The organism is Streptomyces sp. SS1-1, from assembly GCF_008973465.1.
GTDB lineage: Bacteria > Actinomycetota > Actinomycetes > Streptomycetales > Streptomycetaceae > Streptomyces.
The window spans coordinates 3,433,439-3,449,489 of the sequence record NZ_WBXN01000004.1 but is presented as its reverse complement, the minus strand read 5'-3'; the positions used below and the strand labels follow the sequence as shown (position 1 = coordinate 3,449,489).

At 72.4% G+C, this 16,051-nt stretch carries 13 protein-coding genes, 5 tRNA genes and 1 riboswitch; of the genes, 10 read left to right on the top strand and 8 right to left on the bottom strand.

All coding sequences use genetic code 11. From position 1 onward, the window contains the following. Positions 1-9: 9 nt before the first annotated feature. From F8R89_RS16970 to F8R89_RS16955, 4 genes are all read right to left on the bottom strand, one after another. Positions 10-83: transfer RNA gene (locus F8R89_RS16970), tRNA-Phe, on the bottom strand. Between the two features lie 24 nt (positions 84-107). Continuing rightward, positions 108-182: transfer RNA gene (locus tag F8R89_RS16965), tRNA-Asp, on the bottom strand. A 37-nt stretch (positions 183-219) separates the two neighbouring features. Beyond that, a tRNA-Glu gene (locus tag F8R89_RS16960) sits at positions 220-292 on the bottom strand. Between the two features lie 80 nt (positions 293-372). Then, positions 373-1,944: a metallophosphoesterase family protein gene (locus tag F8R89_RS16955; protein WP_151784774.1), complete on the bottom strand. Its 1,572-nt coding sequence runs from the start codon at positions 1,942-1,944 to the stop codon at positions 373-375. 86 nt (positions 1,945-2,030) lie between these two features. Between F8R89_RS16955 and F8R89_RS16950 the strand changes: the two genes are divergently transcribed. From F8R89_RS16950 to F8R89_RS16925, 6 genes are all read left to right on the top strand, one after another. Next, positions 2,031-2,381, top strand: a complete 351-nt coding sequence (locus F8R89_RS16950) for a metallopeptidase family protein (protein ID WP_062673344.1) — start codon at positions 2,031-2,033, stop codon at positions 2,379-2,381. A 98-nt stretch (positions 2,382-2,479) separates the two neighbouring features. After that, entirely contained in the window at positions 2,480-3,016 is a 537-nt protein-coding gene (locus tag F8R89_RS16945) for a hypothetical protein (protein ID WP_151784773.1), read from the top strand. Between the two features lie 246 nt (positions 3,017-3,262). Continuing rightward, positions 3,263-5,413, top strand: coding sequence for a DEAD/DEAH box helicase (locus F8R89_RS16940; RefSeq protein WP_151784772.1), 2,151 nt, complete (start codon positions 3,263-3,265; stop codon positions 5,411-5,413). A 181-nt stretch (positions 5,414-5,594) separates the two neighbouring features. Next, the gene (locus tag F8R89_RS16935; protein WP_151784771.1) at positions 5,595-7,718 is read left to right on the top strand and encodes an FG-GAP repeat domain-containing protein; all 2,124 of its coding nucleotides are present in this window, start codon (positions 5,595-5,597) and stop codon (positions 7,716-7,718) included. A gap of 127 nt (positions 7,719-7,845) precedes the next feature. Then, positions 7,846-7,918 (top strand) — tRNA-Lys (locus F8R89_RS16930). Between the two features lie 171 nt (positions 7,919-8,089). Further along, positions 8,090-8,401, top strand: coding sequence for a hypothetical protein (locus tag F8R89_RS16925; RefSeq protein WP_192806149.1), 312 nt, complete (start codon positions 8,090-8,092; stop codon positions 8,399-8,401). A 14-nt stretch (positions 8,402-8,415) separates the two neighbouring features. Here F8R89_RS16925 and F8R89_RS16920 read toward each other — a convergent pair whose 3' ends face one another. Together F8R89_RS16920 and F8R89_RS16915 are read right to left on the bottom strand one after the other, a co-directional pair. Further along, complete coding sequence (locus F8R89_RS16920) at positions 8,416-9,057, bottom strand: GTP cyclohydrolase II (RefSeq protein ID WP_151784769.1); 642 nt, start codon at positions 9,055-9,057, stop codon at positions 8,416-8,418. Positions 9,058-9,178: 121 nt separating this feature from the next. Beyond that, positions 9,179-9,694, bottom strand: coding sequence for a MarR family winged helix-turn-helix transcriptional regulator (locus F8R89_RS16915; protein ID WP_151784768.1), 516 nt, complete (start codon positions 9,692-9,694; stop codon positions 9,179-9,181). An 82-nt stretch (positions 9,695-9,776) separates the two neighbouring features. On the opposite strand from F8R89_RS16915, the gene F8R89_RS16910 reads away from it, so the two are divergent. From F8R89_RS16910 to F8R89_RS16895, 4 genes are all read left to right on the top strand, one after another. Further along, positions 9,777-10,910: a dihydrofolate reductase family protein gene (locus tag F8R89_RS16910; protein ID WP_151784767.1), complete on the top strand. Its 1,134-nt coding sequence runs from the start codon at positions 9,777-9,779 to the stop codon at positions 10,908-10,910. Positions 10,911-10,997: 87 nt separating this feature from the next. Continuing rightward, positions 10,998-11,071 (top strand) — tRNA-Met (locus F8R89_RS16905). A 313-nt stretch (positions 11,072-11,384) separates the two neighbouring features. After that, positions 11,385-11,542: riboswitch (cyclic di-AMP (ydaO/yuaA leader) on the top strand. A gap of 11 nt (positions 11,543-11,553) precedes the next feature. Next, a complete protein-coding gene (locus tag F8R89_RS16900; RefSeq protein WP_151784766.1) occupies positions 11,554-12,570 on the top strand; it encodes a M23 family metallopeptidase in 1,017 nt (338 codons plus the stop codon). Between the two features lie 147 nt (positions 12,571-12,717). Further along, positions 12,718-13,662: an aldo/keto reductase gene (locus F8R89_RS16895; RefSeq protein ID WP_151784765.1), complete on the top strand. Its 945-nt coding sequence runs from the start codon at positions 12,718-12,720 to the stop codon at positions 13,660-13,662. 4 nt (positions 13,663-13,666) lie between these two features. Here F8R89_RS16895 and F8R89_RS16890 read toward each other — a convergent pair whose 3' ends face one another. Continuing rightward, a complete protein-coding gene (locus tag F8R89_RS16890) occupies positions 13,667-15,001 on the bottom strand; it encodes a PrsW family intramembrane metalloprotease (protein ID WP_151784764.1) in 1,335 nt (444 codons plus the stop codon). 144 nt (positions 15,002-15,145) lie between these two features. Then, on the bottom strand, positions 15,146-15,997 hold the full coding sequence (gene trmB, locus F8R89_RS16885; RefSeq protein ID WP_151784763.1) for a tRNA (guanosine(46)-N7)-methyltransferase TrmB: 852 nt from the start codon (positions 15,995-15,997) through the stop codon (positions 15,146-15,148). Between the last annotated feature and the right edge of the window lie 54 nt (positions 15,998-16,051).

The following is a 16,051-nucleotide window of genomic DNA, read 5'->3' as shown; positions in this document are numbered from 1 at the left end:
CTTCCTCTGTGGCTGGGGCCGGGGTCGAACCGGCGACCTATCGCTTTTCAGGCGATCGCTCGTACCAACTGAGCTACCCAGCCGTGAGGGTCTTGCGACCTTCACTGCGGTCCTGACGGGATTTGAACCCGCGGCCTCCACCTTGACAGGGTGGCGAGCACTCCAAACTGCTCCACAGGACCTTGCGATGCGTGCAACAGTGTCGCACACCGTACTGCGTGCCCCCAACGGGATTCGAACCCGTGCTACCGCCTTGAAAGGGCGGCGTCCTAGGCCGCTAGACGATGAGGGCTATCGGCCCGCCTGGGCGCTTCTCAGCGCGTCGGGGACGTGAGAAGCATATGGGATGGCGGGAGGTATCGCCAAAACGGTTTACGGGCTCGCGCCGACCCCGGCACTCGGCGACGCGCTCTCGCCGTCCGGGGCGCCCGGCTGGTTCTCCTCCACCAGGTGCCGGCGCACCTCCGCGGTGGTCAGCCCCAGGCCGCCGAGCTCGATCTCGTCCCACGCCTGGAGACGCCGGGTGTCGCGGTCGAAGTAGAGGATCGACGTCTGGATGGGGTCGGGGTGCTTGCCCTCGACCGCGCGCAGCCCGCTGCCCCCGGTGGAGCCCTCGACCCGCAGCCGGGTGCCGTACGGCAGCACCTCGGTCTTCTCCTGGTGGATGTGACCGGCCAGGGCCAGCGGCACCTCGCCGTCCGCCTGGCGGGCCGCGACCGGCTCATGGGCGACCGCCACGTCCACGGGGGTGCCGGCGGCCTTCTGGTCGCGCAGGGCGGAGGCGAGCCGGGCACCGGCGAGTTCGTTCGCCGCGTCGCCGCCGGGGGCCTGGGAGCGGTCGGGGGTGAACTGGGGGTCGCCGACCCCGGCGAACCGCAGTCCCCGGAGGGTCACGGCCTCGCCGTCGTCGAGGACGTGGACGTGCTTCAGGCCCTCCAGATAGCGCTGGGTGACCTGGGAGTCGTGGTTGCCGCGCACCCAGACGTAGGGAGCGCCCAGGTCCTCGATCGGGTCGAGGAAGCCGTTCTCGGCGGCCGTGCCGTGGTCCATGGTGTCGCCCGAGTCGACGATCACGTCGACCTTGTACTGCGCCACCAGCGAGGCGATGATCTTCCAGCTCGCCGGGTTGAGATGGATGTCGGAGACGTGCAGGACACGGATGGTGCTCGGGTCCGGGGCGTACGCGGGGAGCGTCGACGTGGCGTCGTAGAGCTTGGTCACGTTGGTGACCAGACGCGCCAACTCCTTCTGGTACACGTCGAATTCGGTGACGATGCTGCGCGCGTCGCCCACCAGCGACGGGGCGGAGGACAGCAGCCCGGAGAACTTCGGCTCCAGGACGGACTCCGGGTTCCAGGTCGCGTACGCCGTCCCGCCGGACGCGGCCAGCAGGGTGAGGGCGAGCCCGCCGGCGGCCAGGGCGCGGCGCGGGCGCCGGTACACGACGAGGCCCAGCGCGGTGGCGCCGGTGACGACGGCGACGACACTGCGCAGGGCCAGGTCGAGGGTGCCGTCGCTGACGTCCCGCGTCACCTCCTCCTGGAGGCCGGAGAGACGCTCGGGGTGGTCGACGAGGGCCTGGGCGCGCTCGGGGTCGAGCTGGTCGACGTTGACGTCCAGCCGGACCGGGGCGACGTGGCTGCTGAACTGGAGCGCGCCGAGCGGCGACACGTTGATCTTCGTGCCGCCGGTGAGGGAGGGCCGCAGCGTCATCGTGGTGTTCATCGGGCCGACCGGCACCCGGACGTTGCCCACGACGAGCAGGCCGAGCCAGGCACCGACGAGGACGACGGCGACGAGACCGAGGGCTCGCGTCCAGGGATTCGGCCGGGCGGCGAGCTCGGGTTCGGTGCGCGCCCGGCGGGCGGCGTGGCGGTCGGCGAGGGCGCGTGGTGCCCTGGGGAGGTGTCCGAGAACTTTCATGATCGCGGGGACGCGGGCCATTGGTGCCGTATGCCCAAGTCCGTCGCCGGATATGCGGGGCGGCCGGCGGCTCCTCGGGGGGAGGTGCCGTGCCCGACAATGGGGCTGTGCTGGAGATGACGCGCGAGGAGTTCGAGGAACTGGTCGCCGAGGCGCTGGACCGGATCCCCCCGGAGCTGACGCGGCTGATGGACAACGTCGCGGTGTTCGTCGAGGACGAGCCGCCCGCCGACGACCCGGAGCTGCTCGGGCTGTACGAGGGGACGCCGCTGACCGAGCGGGGCGAGTGGTATGCCGGGGTGCTCCCCGACCGCATCACGATCTACCGGGGGCCGACGCTGCGGATGTGCGCCTCGCGGGAGGAGGTCGTCGAGGAAACCGAGGTGACCGTGGTTCACGAGATCGCCCACCACTTCGGGATCGACGACGAGCGGCTGCATGCCCTCGGGTACGGGTGAGGGGTGGCCCGGTGGGGGGTGGGCGGGGCGCGTGTCCTCTTGTGGGCGGGGGGAGTTGGGCAGGTTGACTTCTTCGCCCGCCCCTGGAGGTGGCTCGCGTGCGCCCTCTGTACGTACCTGTCCGACTGGCCGCGGCGGCCGTGGCCGTGGCCGCCGTCGCCGGCTGTATGAGCGTCGGTGACGACGGCGGCGGGGGGAAGGCCAAGCCGTCGCACTCCGCCGGGCAGCGCGGGGGCGAGGCGCCCGACGGGGGGCCCGCGGGGGCGGGGCCCGGGTCCGGGTTCGGGCCGCACGCGGACGTGGACGGCAAGCGGGGGAAGCGGAAGGGCAAGGGCGAGGGGAAGAACGGGCGCGAGTCGGCGGATCCGTCGGACTCGCCGTCCGCCGGGGCGAGCGCGTCGCGGCCGGCCGGGGGCCGTCCCGAGCAGCCGGGCCGGACCGACGGGCCGGGTCCCACGCGTCCGGCCGATCCGGAGCCCACCCGGACGGCGGAGCCCGAGCCCACGCCGACGCAGGAGCCGTCGCCCCCGGCGCCGACGCCTCCGACCGCCGAGCCGTCGTCGTCGGCGCACGAGGAGACGGCACCGCAGATGGTGCGGCGCGAACCCGCTCCGGCGGCGCAGGCGCCCGTCTAGGGACAGTGCGGTGGGGGACCGACGGGGAGTGACGTTGCCTACATGGTTGACGGTCGGTTTGCCTTGGGGGGTGAGGGGTGCGTATGGTGGTAGATCGTTTGATCCCATTTGCCCGGCGCCACCACAGAGCGCGCCGTGTGGCGCGTACTCTCCCTTGCCGTGGCTGACCGCATTGAGGCGGTCTTATTGCGAATCACGGAGTTGACGGGCGCGTGCCGACGAGACTCCGGAAGGTTTCGCATACGCATGTCCATTTCCAGTACTGATCACGTCGTCGTGCCCGAGAACGGCGAGAACGAGCCCGTCGTCGAGGAGACCCCCACGGTCACCTTCGCGGACCTCGGTCTCCCCGAGGGCGTCGTGCGCAAGCTCGCGCAGAACGGCGTGACCACGCCCTTCCCGATCCAGGCCGCGACCATCCCGGACGCCCTGGCCGGCAAGGACATCCTCGGCCGCGGCCGCACCGGCTCCGGCAAGACGCTGTCGTTCGGCCTGCCGACGCTGGCGCGCCTGTCCGGCGGCCGCACCGAGAAGCACAAGCCGCGCGCGGTCATCCTGACCCCGACCCGTGAGCTCGCCATGCAGGTGGCGGACGCCCTCCAGCCCTACGGCGACGTCCTCGGCCTGAAGATGAAGGTCGTCTGTGGCGGTACGTCCATGGGCAACCAGATCTACGCGCTGGAGCGCGGCGTCGACGTCCTCGTCGCCACCCCGGGCCGGCTGCGCGACATCATCAACCGCGGCGCCTGCTCCCTGGAGAACGTCGAGGTCGCCGTCCTCGACGAGGCCGACCAGATGTCCGACCTGGGCTTCCTGCCCGAGGTCACCGAGCTGCTCGACCAGGTCCCGGCGGGCGGCCAGCGGATGCTGTTCTCCGCCACGATGGAGAACGAGATCTCCACGCTGGTCAAGCGCTACCTGAGCAACCCCGTCACGCACGAGGTCGACAGCGCCCAGGGCAACGTCACGACCATGTCGCACCACATCCTGATCGTGAAGCCCAAGGACAAGGCGCCGGTCACCGCCGCGATCGCCTCCCGCAAGGGCCGCACGATCATCTTCGTGCGCACCCAGCTGGGCGCCGACCGCATCGCCGAGCAGCTGCGCGACGCCGGTGTGAAGGCCGACGCGCTGCACGGCGGCATGACGCAGGGCGCCCGCACCCGGACGCTGGCCGACTTCAAGGACGGCTACGTCAACGCGCTCGTCGCCACCGACGTCGCCGCGCGCGGCATCCACGTCGACGGCATCGACCTGGTGCTGAACGTCGACCCGGCCGGCGACCACAAGGACTACCTGCACCGCGCGGGCCGTACCGCGCGTGCCGGCCGTACCGGCACGGTCGTCTCCCTCTCGCTGCCGCACCAGCGGCGTCAGATCTTCCGTCTGATGGAGGACGCGGGCGTGGACGCCTCGCGCCACATCATCCAGGGCGGTGCCGCCTTCGACCCGGAGGTCGCCGAGATCACCGGCGCCCGGTCGATGACCGAGGTCCAGGCCGAGTCGGCGGGCAACGCCGCGCAGCAGGCCGAGCGTGAGGTCGCCCAGCTCACCAAGCAGCTGGAGCGGGCGCAGCGCCGTGCCGCCGAGCTGCGCGAGGAGGCCGACCGTCTGGTCGCCCGGGTCGCCCGTGAGCGTGGGGACGACCCCGAGGCCGCGGTGGCCGAGGCGCAGGCGGCGGCGGTCGAGGCCGTCGAGGTGTCGGTGCCCGAGCAGCCGGCCGCGCAGGACGTGGACCGGGCCGAGCGCGCGGAGGCCCCGGCGCCGTACGAGCGCCGTGACCGTGGCGGGTTCAACCGCGACCGTGAGCGGTCCTTCGACCGTGACCGGGGCGGGCGTTCCTTCGAGCGCCGCGACGACCGCGGTGGCTTCAACCGGGACCGTGACCGCGACCGTGGCTTCGAGCGCCGTGACGACCGTGGCGGGTTCCGCCGCGACGACCGGGGCGACCGGGGCGACCGGGGTGGCGACCGTCCGTTCAACCGTGACCGTCGTGACGACCGCGGTGGCCGTTCCTTCGAGCGTCGTGACGACCGCGGCGGCGACCGTGGCGGGTTCCGCCGCGACGACCGGGGCGACCGGGGCGACCGGGGTGGCGACCGTCCGTTCAACCGTGACCGTCGTGACGACCGCGGTGGCCGTTCCTTCGAGCGCCGTGACGACCGTGGCGGCTTCCGCCGGGACGACCGCGGTGCCGGCCGTTCCTTCGAGCGCCGTGACGAGCGCGGTGGCCACCGGGGCAGCGACCGCCCGTTCAACCGTGACCGCCGTGACGACCGTCCGGGCTTCCGCTCCGGCGGCCACGAGCGTCCCTACGGCCGTCGTGACGACCACCGGGGCACCGGCTCCTCCTTCGGGCGCCGTGACGACAAGCCGCGCTGGAAGCGCAACGGCTGACATCGGCTGATCACCGAAGGGCCCGTACGACTCATGTCGTACGGGCCCTTCGGCGTTCCGCTACCTGGGTGACCGCTGTTAAGATCCCCTGCCTTTGATGTGCATGTCATGAGTGGACGCGGCCGGGGGGTCTGCGTACGGCCGTCACCATGCCTGCGCCCTTTTCCCTGGGGAGGGACCCTTGGCCCGGCGTGCCCGGATCACCACGACTCTCGCGTGCCTGGCCGCCCTCGGCGCCGGCACGCTGACCACGGCGGGGACGGCGACCGCCGACACCGCACCGACGCCGATCCAGACGGACGGCGTCTGGGGGATCGACTACGCGGGTGGCTTCCTGACCACCGTCGAGAACACGCCCAGCGGCTACCAGTGGGTGATCGGCCGCCGTGTCGCGGCGGACGGCTCCACGGTGCTGGAGAAGACCAACCGGGGCTACGCCGACCCGTTCGCGGACGGCAGCCACATCCAGCGGGTGCCGTGCGAGGCCGGGCCGCGCGGCTGTGTGCCGATGCGCTCCACCGGCGACGGCGCGGTCGGCTACTTCCTGCAGACCAGTGCCGGGCAGCAGGTCGCGCAGCTCCGCCTCACCGAGACCACGCTGAGCGGCACGCACGAACCGGCGGTGACCGGGGCCCGCTTCGTCGACGCCACCGGCCGCTACTACGTGTACGACGCCGCCGGTACCGGCAAGCAGTACGTCGACGCGGTGGCCGCCCACCGGACGCAGGACGTGCGGCGCACCCGTGCCGTCACCGCCGCCTCCGTGTGGGGATCGATCCTGTGGACGCCCGGCACGGGCGACGGCGTGGTCACGGGGTACGACCTGGAGACGAGGAAGACCTACCAGACCCTCGCCACGGGCGCGCCCTGCACGGTCAAGGAGCTCCAGGTCGTCGGCCGCTGGGTCTACTGGAACTGCGGGCCGACGGGCGCGGCGGGCGTGTACGACCGTACGGCGAAGAAGACCGTGAAGGTGCCCTCCGGACCGGTCCTGGTCGGCGACGGCTACTTCGTCCGGCACGACCGTACGGCCGGAAAGCTGATGCTGACGGACTATCACACGGGGACGGCGGCGCCCGAGCGCGCGGTCGCGGACCTGCCCGCCGGGACGACGGCCGACCAGCGGCGGCTGTCCTGGACGGTGGACAAGTTCGGCGGCGACATCGCCTATGTCGGCCCGGACAAGGCGATCCGGATCGTGCAGAGCGGGGTCCCGGCGCAGGCGCTGACGAAGATCGAGTCGGATGTCGCCGGTGACACCGTGGATCCGTCCGACAAGGCCGGAGTGCCCTACTGGGCCAGCTTCTGGCAGTTCAACCGGCCCGCGCACTGGACCTTCACCGTGAAGGACGACCAGGGCCGCGTCGAGCGCACGATCAAGGGCGGCGGCGCCTCGGCCGACGTGGAGTGGGACCTGAAGTCCGACACCGGGGCCTTCCTCTACAACGGCCGCAAGACGTGGACCCTGACGGCCACCCCCGAGGAGGGCGGCGCCGGATACAGCACGAGTGGGAAGCTCGGGTACGCCGGCGGCCTGCAGGGCCACCACGACCAGGGCGGCTACCGCTACGGCGAGCTGGTCACGCTCAACTCCTCCGGCGGGCTGACCCTCCAGTACACCGAGGGCAAGGGCACCTTCGACTTCAAGCGGTCCGCGTCCGGCTGGCCCTCCGGCACCGTGGCCGTGCCCTTCGGCGACATGGGCAAGGACCGGTGCGCCGAGATGCTGGTGCGCATGCCGAACGGCGAGCTGCGCCGGTACGCCGGCAAGTGCGGTGCCTCGTACACCCCGTCGAGCAGCCACACGTCCCTCGGGACGGGCTGGAACGCGTACGACGTCCTCACCGCGCCCGGCGACCTGACCGGGGACGGCCGGGTCGACCTGCTGGCCCGCAAGGCGTCCACGAAGGACATCTACGTCTTCGCGAACGACGGCGCCGGGAAGCTGAAGGCGGGCGTGAAGATCCGCTCGGCGTGGACCGGCTACACGAAGATCGTCGGCGCGGGCGACCTGACCGGCGACGGGCACGGCGACGTGCTCGCCCGGGACAAGGCCGGGACGCTGTGGCGGTACGACGGCCGCGGCGACGGGAAGCTGAAGGACCGGGTGAAGGTCTTCAGCGACTGGGGCGGCTCGTACAACGCGATCGTCGGCGTCGGGGACATCACCGGCGACGGCCGCAACGACCTGGTGTCCCGGGACAGCGCGGGCAACCTCTACCGCAACACCGGCAACGGCAAGGGCTCGTTCGGCTCGCGGGTGAAGATCGCGAGCGGCTGGAAGGGCTACAAGGGCCTCTTCTGACGCCCCGCCGCACGGGCGTGGGCGCCCCCGCCCGGCGGGCGCGCCCACCCCGGCGACAGGGCCGTCACCCCGATACCCGATCGGCTCGGCGGCCACGTGCGGCTATGCTCGGTGTGGCACCACGCCTGGGCCCTTAGCTCAATTGGCAGAGCAGTGGACTTTTAATCCATTGGTTGTGGGTTCGAGTCCCACAGGGCCTACCGGTGGTGGTCGGGGGACATGCCCTCCGAACCGCTGCGCAGCGCCTGAGTCGGCTTCGGCCGGGTCGGGCGCTGCGTCGTTTCGACGCCACCGCGCGAGCCATGCGTCAGCGGATGTGCTCGCGGCCCGCTGATCCCGCCGTCCTCGCTCCCGATGGCGGCGGAAGCCGTGTGCAGTCGTTGGCCTGGTCGCCCGACGGACAGTTGCTCGCATCGGTGTCGGAGGACCGGCATGTCGTCGTCTCGGCCGTGGCCGACGCCGTGACGGCCGGTGCGGGGGCGTTGTGGAAGCGACCGGACTGCGGGGAGAAGCTGAGCTGTGTCGCATGGTCTCCCGACAGCCGGCGCCTCGCCGTGGGCGACGAAGTCCGTACGGCCCGCGTCTGGGACCTGGACACGGGTGAGTCGACGCTGCTGTCCGGCCACACCGACAGCGTCAACGGCATCGCCTGGCACGGCTCCCGGATTGCCGGACTCCCCTAGCGTCTTCGGCCGGTTCATGCCGGGCTCGCCGTCAGATCCCCCAGCGGCAGCGTGTGCTGGGTCTGGAGGACCTTCGCGCGCAGGTAGCGGACGTTGTCGGGGGTGGCGAAGACGCCGGTGGGGACGCGGTGGTGGACCGTGATGCCGAGGGTGCGCAACTGGTCGGCCTTGTCGGGGTTGTTGGAGAGCAGGTCCAGTTCGCCGATGCCGAGGGCGGTCAGCATCTGGGCGGCCGCCGTGTAGTCGCGGGCGTCCTCGGGCAGACCGAGCGCGGCGTTGGCGGCGTAGGTGTCGAGGCCCTCGTCCTGGAGGGCGTAGGCGTCCAGCTTGTTGTAGAGGCCGATGCCGCGGCCCTCCTGGCGCAGGTACAGCAGGACGCCGCCCTGCTCGGCGATGCGCTCGACGGCCTCGCGCAGCTGGGGGCCGCAGTCGCAGCGGGCCGAGCCGAAGACGTCGCCGGTCAGGCACTCGGAGTGGAGGCGGACCAGGGGGGTCGTGCCGGGCTCGGGGGTGCGGAGGACGACGGCCACGTGTTCCAGGCCGTCGGCCAGGCCGTGGAAGGTGACCAGTTCGGCGTCGGCGGTGTAGCCGTCGGGGAAGCGCAGCGGGACCCGGACACGGGCGCGCTGGGTGGCGGCTGCGGGGGAGTCGGGCATGCGGGTCTCCGGGTTCCGTGCGGCTTTCTGCTTCAGATTTGAAGCAGCTCGGGAGACCGACCCTACCCCGTGCTTTAAGTTTGAAGCAATGACTCCGTGTCACCCGTCCCCGCGGTGTCCGTCACGAACAGAGCTTGGAGGCGCGCCTGCGCCAGGGCACCTCGTCGCCCGTGGCGTGACCGCAGTCGCCCTGGAGGCCCGAGCCGATCGCCGTGAAGATCTCCTCCAGTTGCCCGACCTGCTCCGGGGAGAGCCGGTCGAAGATCATCGACCGTACGGTGTCCACATGCCCGGGCGCCGCCTGCTCCAGGAGCCGCATCCCCTCGTCCGTGAGCGCCGCGACGCTGCCCCGCTTGTCCACGGGACAGTCCTCGCGCCGCACGAGCCCGTCCTTCTCCAGCCGCGAGACGCCGTACGTCAGCCGGCTGCGGGTGATCTTCAGCCGCTCGGCGAGATCGGTCATGCGCAGCCGGTGTTCCGGGGCGTCGGACAGGGTGGCGAGAATGGAGTAATACAGATGGGGCATGCCGGCCTCCTGCTGGAGCTGCCGGTCCAGCGCGTCCTCCACGAGCGCGACGGCGGCGATGTAGGCGCGCCAGGCGCGCTGCTCCTCGGGGGTGAGCCAGCGAGTCGTCATGTGCCCAGTGTAGGTTTGTTTCAAACTTGAACCAAGCCCCGTCGAAACCAGCCCCGATCCACCGAGCGGGAGAGCGCTGCCGATGCCGTCGTACCCCTACGTCCTGCTGTCCGCCGCCGTCTCCCTCGACGGCTACCTCGACGACACCGGCCCCGACCGGCTGCTGCTGTCCGGCCCGGCCGACTTCGACCGGGTCGACGAGGTGCGGGCCTCCGTGGACGCCATCCTCGTCGGCGCCGGCACCATCCGGGCGGACAACCCCCGGCTGCTTGTGAACTCGGCCGAGCGCCGGGCCGCCCGCACCGCCCAGGGCAGGCCCGCGTACCCGCTGAAGGTCACCGTCAGCGCGTCCGGCGAGCTGGACCCGGCGGCGAACTTCTGGCACACCGGCGGCGAGAAGGTCGTCTACACGACGGAGAAGGGCGCCCGGCGGCTGCGGGAGGACCCCGTCGCCGCCGACGTCGTCGCCCTCGGCGACGACCTGGACTGGCGGGCCCTGCTGACCCACCTGCGCGAGGCGCGCGGTGTCGAGCGGCTGATGGTCGAGGGCGGCGGCACCGTCCACACGCAGCTGCTGCGCCAGGGGCTCGCCGACGAGCTGCAGCTCGTGCTCGCCCCGCTGTTCGTGGGCGACCCCCGGGCGCCCCGGCTCTTCGGGCCCGGCGGATACCAGGAGGGCCGGCTGCGGCTGGTGGAGACCCGGCGCATCGAGGACGTGGTGCTCATGCGCTACGAGCCGACCGCCCCCGGCACCGGTGTCCTCCCCGCCGCCGCCGACCGGCACTGGCTTGCCCTCGCCTGCGACCTGGCCGCCGAGTGCCCGCCCTCGCCCACCGCGTTCAGCGTCGGCGCGGTCGTGGTCGCCGCGGACGGCACCGAGCTGGCGCGGGGCCACTCCCGGGAGGCCGGCGACCCCGTCGTGCACGCCGAGGAGGCGGCCCTCGCCAAGATCGCGCCCGGCGACCCGAGGCTGGCCGGCGCCACCGTCTACAGCAGCCTGGAGCCCTGCACCCACCGCGCCTCGCGGCCCACGCCCTGCGCCCGGCTGATCCTGGCGGCCGGGGTGCGCCGGGTGGTCACGGCCTGGCGCGAGCCGGACACCTTCGTCACGGACGCCGACGGCAGCGGGATGCTCGCCGCCGCGGGCGTGGACGTCCTGGTGCTGCCCGAGTACGCGGCCCGGGCGGCGGCCCCCAACGCCCACCTGGCGCCCTGACGCCCGCCCGGCGAGGCCCCCGCGGCCGGGGCCTGCGGAAAGGCGTGTGCGGCGGGCCCCCGCGATGGCGTACTATGGACACATCGCCGCGGGGTGGAGCAGCTCGGTAGCTCGCTGGGCTCATAACCCAGAGGTCGCAGGTTCAAATCCTGTCCCCGCTACTGAAGGCTCAGGGCCGGAACTCATCAGTTCCGGCCCTGAGTGTTTTCCGGCCGTCCCCCAGGTTCGCGGGGCGTCTCCGCCGTTCTCACGGAACGTGATCGCGCGAACCCCCTCCGCATAACAACTGACACACCGTCATCAGTCATGGGGGTGTGGCGGGGAAGTCAACTCGCCCGATTTGGACCGCTCATGGCCCGTAAGTCCCGGCGGAATTCGTTAATGATCAAGAGGAACGGCTTGGAATCCGTACCCCGCGTCTATTAACGTTCGATAACGCAGCGCGGTCGTCCCAGCCGTCACAAGAGGCGGCTCCGTGCGCACGCGCCGAATCCTGCGAAGGAACCGGGGAACCACCACCTTGGGGTGAATCGCGCGGATACCACCGTGGCAACACGGCACGTATACGCGCGTAGGAGACCTTCCTGCTCCGAACCCGTCAGCTAACCCGGTAGGCGAGAAGGAAGGAAAGGAGTACGCCCACGTGGCGTCGAACCGTCCTGCCCCGCATGCCTCGTTCGTACCCGGTCAGCGCACCGCCGACACCTTCGGCTACGACCGCACCGACGAGGGCCCCTTCGAGGAGTGGAACCCCACCGCGGACTCCCTCCGTCCCGTCCGCGGCAGGCACCGCGTCTCCAAGCAGCGCGGCGGGGGACTCGCCCGCAGCTCCACGGTTCTCGGCGTCGGCGTCATAGCGGCCGTCGGCGCGGGCGGCATGGCCACCGCGCAGAGCGGCAAGCCGCCGGTCGCCATCACCCTGCCCGACCTGCCCCTGATCTCCGGCGACGACTCCGCCGCGGACGACACCGCCACCGCCCTCAGCACCATGGGCGAGACCGGCCAGGAGACCGCGCAGAGCGGCTCCGACGCCGGTGAGGCACTGCGCAGCCGGATCATCGCCCAGGCCGAGTTCCAGCAGGACCAGGTCGACAGCAAGGCCGCCGCGGCCGCCGTCGCCGCCGCCGAGAAGGAGGTCGCCGAGGCGGCCGCCAAGGCGGAGAAGGAAGCGAAGGAGAAGGCCGCCGAGGCGAAGGCCGCCGCCGAGGAGGAGGCCCGCAAGAAGGCCGAGGCCGAGCGTCTCGCCGAGCTGGCCAAGCAGTACACGCTGCCGACCTCCTCGTACACCCTGACCTCCACCTTCGGTGAGGCCGGCGCCTACTGGTCGTCGGGGCACCACACGGGCCTCGACTTCGCCGCGCCGACCGGCACCCTGATCAAGGCCGTCCACTCCGGCACGATCACCTTCGCCGGCTGGGACGGCTCCTACGGCTACAAGACCGAGCTGACCCTGGACGACGGCACCGAGATCTGGTTCGCCCACCAGTCCTCGATCAGCGTCAGCGTCGGCCAGAAGGTCAACACCGGTGACGTCATCGGCCGCGTCGGCGCCACGGGCAACGTGACCGGCGCCCACCTGCACCTCGAGGTGCACCCCGACGGCAGCGCGAGCGGCATCGACCCGCTGGCCTGGCTGCGCGGCAAGGGCCTCACCCCCTGAGCACGCTCCCCACCTGATCCCCGGCGGTCCTGACGACGACCCCCCGACGTCAGGGCTGCCGGTCTTCGGTGCGCCCGCCCGCCCCTTCACAGGGAATTCATCCCCGGAGCGGAATCGGCGCCACCGCCGGGGTCGTTGATCCCTGGTATGACTGCACTGCGCAAACTCGGCTCCTCCGACCTCGAGGTCTCCCCGCTCTGCCTCGGTGGCAACGTCTTCGGGTGGACCGCCGACGAGGCCCACTCCTTCGCCGTCCTCGACGCCTACACCGAGGCCGGCGGCAACTTCCTCGACACGGCCGACTCCTACTCGGCGTGGGTCGAGGGCAACGTGGGCGGTGAGTCCGAGACCGTCATCGGCAACTGGCTCAAGGCGCGCGGCAACCGGGACGACGTCGTGATCGCCACCAAGGTCAGCCAGCACCCCGACTTCCAGGGCCTGAACGCGGCGACCATCAAGGCCGCCGCCGACGCCTCGCTGCGCCGCCTCGGCACCGACCGCATCGACCTCTACTACACGCACTTCGACAAGCCCGAGGTGCCGGTCGAGGAGATCGTCGGCGCCCTGGACGAACTGGTGAAGGCCGGCAAGGTCCGGCACATCGCCGCGTCCAACATCACCGCCGAGCGGCTGGCGGCCTCCCTCGCCTTCTCCGACCGCGAGGGCCTGGCCCGGTACGTGGCGCTCCAGCCCCACTACAACCTGGTCTCCCGCGACACCTACGAGGGCGCCCTCCAGGACCTCGCCGAGCGGGAGAACCTCGCCGCGGTGCCGTACTACGCGCTCGCGGCCGGGTTCCTCACCGGCAAGTACCGTCCCGGCGCCGCCGTGGACAGCCCGCGTGCGCAGGGCGCCGGACGCCACGCGGAGACCGGGCGGGGGCGGCGGGTGCTGGCCGCGCTGGACGAGGTGGCCGCCGCGCACGGCGTGCCGGTCGCCACGGTGGCCCTGGCCTGGCTGGCCTCCCGGCCCACGGTCGCCGCGCCCATCGCCTCGGCCCGCACCCCGGAACAGCTGCCGGCGCTGCTCGGCGTGGCCGAGCTGACCCTGACCGACGGCGAACTGCGCCGGCTGACGGAGGCGTCCGCCTGAACTGTCAGACCTGGTACGGGTTCCAGGCCGGGGCCGGTGCGCCGGGGCCGTGCCCGTGCGGGGCGTACGGCTGCGGCCACCAGGCGCCCGGCACCTGGGGCGGCGCGTACGCGGGGAGCGGCCGGCTCTTCGCGGCGAGCGCGTGCTCCAGGGCCGGGCGGGCCCACGCGCGGCGGCGCCACAGCTCGTTGAGCAACTCGCCCTCGCGGACCACGTAGTCGGCGCCGGCCCGGCCCCGGCGGCCCCGGCGCCGCAGGAACGCCAGCGAGGTGGCGTACGCCTCGTATTCGGCGACCGCCCGGGCCGCGGGGCGTCCCCCGTGCCGGCGGGCGTACTGCCGGGCCACCCGGCGGTCCCGCATCGAGCCCAGCGCGAACGGCTCGGCGGGGGACAGCCATCCGGCGACGGCGTAGGCGGGCAGCTCCTCGCGCACGGTCCGCAGCTCGCGGTACCGCGTCCACAGCACCAGCCAGACCAGCAGCCCGAACGCGGGCACCATGAAGGCCGCGTACACGGCGAAGAAGCCGAACTCGCCGAACGTCGACGAGCCGTTCCACAGGGCGTGCATGCCCATCGCCAGCAGCAGCCCGGACAGCGGCAGGAGCACGCGGCGCACCCGCTGGCGCTCCCCGGACAGCGCGGCGGCGCCGAAGCCGATGCCGGTGAGCACGGTGAACAGGGGGTGCGCGAAGGGCGACATGACGACGCGGACGAAGAAGGTCGCCGCGGTCACCGACGCGATGCCGCTGCCGCCGGACAGCTGGTCGGTGCCGAAGGCGGTGCCGAGGTAGAGGATGTTCTCGGTGAAGGCGAACCCGGTGGCGGTGACCCCCGCGATCACCACACCGTCCAGGAGGCCGCTGAAGTCGCGGCGGCGGAAGAGGAACAGCAGCAGGACGGCCGCCGCCTTCGCCGTCTCCTCCACGACGGGCGCTATGACCGTCGCGCCCAGGGTGTCCGCGTGGGACGGGTCGGCGGTCGCCGTCGCTATCCACCGGGTGGCGAAACTGTTCGCCACGATCGCTATGAGGGCCGCCGCGCAGGCGCCCCAGGCGAAGGAGAAGACCAGGTTCCGCCAGGGGCCCGGCTCGACCCGGTCCAGCCAGCGGAAGGACGCGACGAGCAGCGGGACCGGCAGGACCGCCAGCCCGAGCCCGACCAGGAAGCCCTCCGTGCCGGTCTGCTCGCGCACCAGGGCGAGGATGACCAGCCCGGACAGCGCCAGCAGGGTGCTGAGCGCGGCATAGGGCACCCAGCGCCGCTGCCACCAGTGCGCGTGCCGCAGCGCGCCGCCGGCGGGGGCGGGGGGATGCGTCGGGTACGGAGGGCAGTCGGCCACGGCATCGACCCTAACGAGACGGGGGCGCCGCCCGCAGCGGCGCGAGGGTGCCGGGGCGCCGGGGCGGGGCTGCTGTCGGTGGTGCTGTGGGTGTTCTCGGGGTGTTCTCGTGGTGGTCTCGGAGGTGCTGTCCGCCCGCTGCTCCTACCGCTGTACGCGGCGGAAGAGCAGGTCGTTCACCACATGACCCTTGTCCAGTCCCTGGCCCTCGAAACGGGTCAGCGGCCGGTGCGCGGGACGCGGCGCGAAACCGCCGTCGGGCCGAGTGTTCTCGAAGTCCGGATGGGCCGTCAGCACCTCGAGCATCTGCTCCGCGTACGGCTCCCAGTCGGTGGCGCAGTGCACCAGCGCGCCGGGCTTCAGCCGGGTCGCGGCCAGGTCCAGGAACGCGGGCTGGATGAGGCGCCGCTTGTGGTGCCGCTTCTTCGGCCAGGGGTCCGGGAAGTAGACGCGCAGCCCGTCGAGCGAGTCCGGCGCGAGCATCTCGCGGAGCAGGATGATGGCGTCACCGTTGCCGACGCGGACGTTGCGCAGGCCGTGGTGCTCGGCGAGGTTGAGCAGGTTCCCCTGGCCGGGGGTGTGCACGTCGACGGCGAGGATGTTGGTGTCCGGGTCGGCGGCGGCCATCTGCGCGGTCGCCTCGCCCATGCCGAAGCCGATCTCCAGCACGACCGGGTGGCCGTTCCCGAAGAGTTCGGGCAGGTCGATGACGTGCTGCCCGTCGATGTCGAGGCCCCACTGCGGCCACAGCCGCTGCAACGCGTCCGCCTGCCCGGTGGTGACCCGGCTGCGCCGGGGCTGGAAGCTGCGGATCCGCCGCTCGAAGTGCGATCCGGCCGGGTCGGCCTTGGGCCCGTCGGGGAACCGCGGCTCCCCCTTGGTCCGGGTGTGCCGGACGGGGGCACCGGGGGCGTGGGCGCCCTGCTCGCCGGGGGCGCCGGCGGAGGCGGGGGCACCGGGCGGTGCGGCTTCGGGGGCGTTGCGGGAATCAGACACAGTGGCATCGATTTTACGTGCTCGGCGGCGCCGGTCCCCCGGGCCGCGAGCCCG

What these genes read in the sequence shown, in the direction of transcription:
- F8R89_RS16955 (WP_151784774.1), bottom strand. Translation starts at nt 1,944, where the DNA reads ATGGCCCGCGTCCCCGCGATCATGAAAGTTCTCGGACACCTCCCCAGG.
- F8R89_RS16940 (WP_151784772.1), top strand. Translation starts at nt 3,263, where the DNA reads ATGTCCATTTCCAGTACTGATCACGTCGTCGTGCCCGAGAACGGCGAG.
- F8R89_RS16920 (WP_151784769.1), bottom strand. Translation starts at nt 9,057, where the DNA reads ATGCCCGACTCCCCCGCAGCCGCCACCCAGCGCGCCCGTGTCCGGGTC.
- F8R89_RS16915 (WP_151784768.1), bottom strand. Translation starts at nt 9,694, where the DNA reads ATGACGACTCGCTGGCTCACCCCCGAGGAGCAGCGCGCCTGGCGCGCC.
- F8R89_RS16910 (WP_151784767.1), top strand. Translation starts at nt 9,777, where the DNA reads ATGCCGTCGTACCCCTACGTCCTGCTGTCCGCCGCCGTCTCCCTCGAC.
- F8R89_RS16895 (WP_151784765.1), top strand. Translation starts at nt 12,718, where the DNA reads ATGACTGCACTGCGCAAACTCGGCTCCTCCGACCTCGAGGTCTCCCCG.